Raw genomic sequence first — 2,072 nt, 5'->3', positions numbered from 1 at the left:
GGAACAGCATGACGAACAGCGCAGCCATACCGGCATTAAAAAAGGGCTGGCCTCAACCACCACCACCCGCACCGAAGACAGCATTAACCAGACGCTGGCGGTGGGCTCAATGTTGTCGGCGGGTTCGATTGATGTCAGTGGCAAAAATATTTCGGTGATGGGCAGTAACGTGGTGGCCGATAACGATATTAACCTGCGGGCAAAAGAAAACATTATCGTCGGCACCGCGCAGCAGAGCGAAAGCGAATCTCACCTGCATGAGCAGAAAAAATCCGGCTTGATGAGCACCGGTGGGATTGGGGTCACGATTGGGAGCAATAGCCAGAAAACTACCGACAACACGCAGACGCTGAGCAACGTTGGTAGCACGATTGGCAGCCTGGGCGGCAATGTCACTCTTGATGCGGGACATCAGCTAACTATTCATGGCAGCGAAGTGATCGCCAATAAAGACATCAGCCTGAAAGGGTCAGATGTCGCGATAACGGCGGCGGAAAACCACCTGTCTCAACAACATACTACCGAGAGCAAACAGAGTGGCATCACCGTCGCCCTGTCAGGTACGGTAGGCAGTGCCATCAACAGCGCCGTCACTACCGCCCAAGATGCCAAAAAAGAGACCAATGGCCGCCTCCAGGCATTGCAGACCACCAAAGCAGTCCTTCAGGGCGTTCAAGCAGCACAAGGCAAGGTGTTGGCCAATGAAACCGGCGACCCCAATGCGGTGGGGGTAAGCATTTCACTGGGTAGCCAAAAAAGTAAATCAGAAAGTCGCCTTGAGCAGACCACCGCCAGCGGCAGTAACATTGCTGCCGGGAATAATCTGTCCATCACCGCCACCGGGAACCATGGGGCCGGGGATATTCGCGTACAGGGCAGTGAATTGCAGGCAGGGAAAAACCTCAGTCTGGATGCCAAAAATGATATTGCGCTGAACAGCGCTGAAAACAGTGAAAGCCTGCGTGGCAGCAATAAAAGTTCGGGCGGCAATATTGGGATAGGTATTGGCGTCGGAAAAGGGGCCGGTATCAGTATCTTTGCGGGTGTGAATGCCAGTAAAGGCAAAGAGCAAGGCGACAGCCTGACTCATACTGAAACCCAGTTGAAAGCGGGCAATACGGTAAGTATTACCAGTGGCCGTGATACTAAGCTGCAAGGCGCACAGGTCAGCGGCGAAACGGTAAAAGTGGATGTGGGCCGTGATTTAACCCTGCAAAGTGAACAAGACCGCAACAACTACGACAGCAAACAGACCAGCGTGAGTGCCAGTGGCAGCTTCACCTTTGGCACCATGACCGGCAGCGGGAGTGTCAGTGCCAGTAAGTCTAAAATTGATTCAGACTACACATCAGTACAGGAGCAGACCGGGTTCTTTGCCGGCAAAGGCGGCTTTGATATCACCATCGGCGAGCACACTCAGCTCAATGGTGCGGTGATTGGCTCGACGGCCACTGCCGATAAAAACAAGTTGGATACTGGCTCGCTCGGCTTCTCGAATCTCGATAATCAGGCCAGTTTTAAAACTTCGACCAGCAGCATGGGCCTGAGCAGTGGCGGCTTTACCGGCAGCAAGGACTTTATCAGCAATATGGGCGGGGGCGTCCCCATCGTGGGAGGCAATAGTGGTGATGCCAGTTCGACTACTCATGCTGCGGTTTCGGATGGCACTATCACCATTCGCGATACCGAGAAACAGCAGCAAAATGTCGCTGACCTGAGCCGTGACGTCGAACATGCCAACAACGCCCTATCCCCTATTTTCGACAAAGAAAAAGAGCAAAACCGCCTGCGCGAAATCAATTTGATCGGGGAAATAGGCAATCAGGTTGCGGATATTGCACGTACGCAGGGTAAGATAGCGGAAGAAAAAGCGCTAAAAGACCCGGCCGCTATTCAGGCGGCGAAAGAAGCGCTGGCGGAGAAAGGCAATCAGACGCCAACACAAGAACAGCTTACCAACCAGATACGTAATACCGCGTCAGCCAGTTACGGCACGGGCAGTGATTTACAGCGGGCGATCCAGGCCGCAACAGCAATCACTCAGGGGCTGACCGGCGGTAACATTGGTCAAA

1 protein-coding gene is annotated in these 2,072 nt (G+C 53.6%); it reads left to right on the top strand.

The window, feature by feature from the left end:
* Nucleotides 1-2,072, top strand: a 2,072-nt coding sequence (locus YROHD0001_RS20555; RefSeq protein ID WP_032818590.1) for a hemagglutinin repeat-containing protein, incomplete at both ends; no start/stop codon positions are given.

Source organism: Yersinia rohdei ATCC 43380 (assembly GCF_000173775.1).
GTDB classification, from domain to species: domain Bacteria; phylum Pseudomonadota; class Gammaproteobacteria; order Enterobacterales; family Enterobacteriaceae; genus Yersinia; species Yersinia rohdei.
Note: the sequence above shows the minus strand (reverse complement) of the source record. Positions and strands in the feature narration are given on the sequence as shown.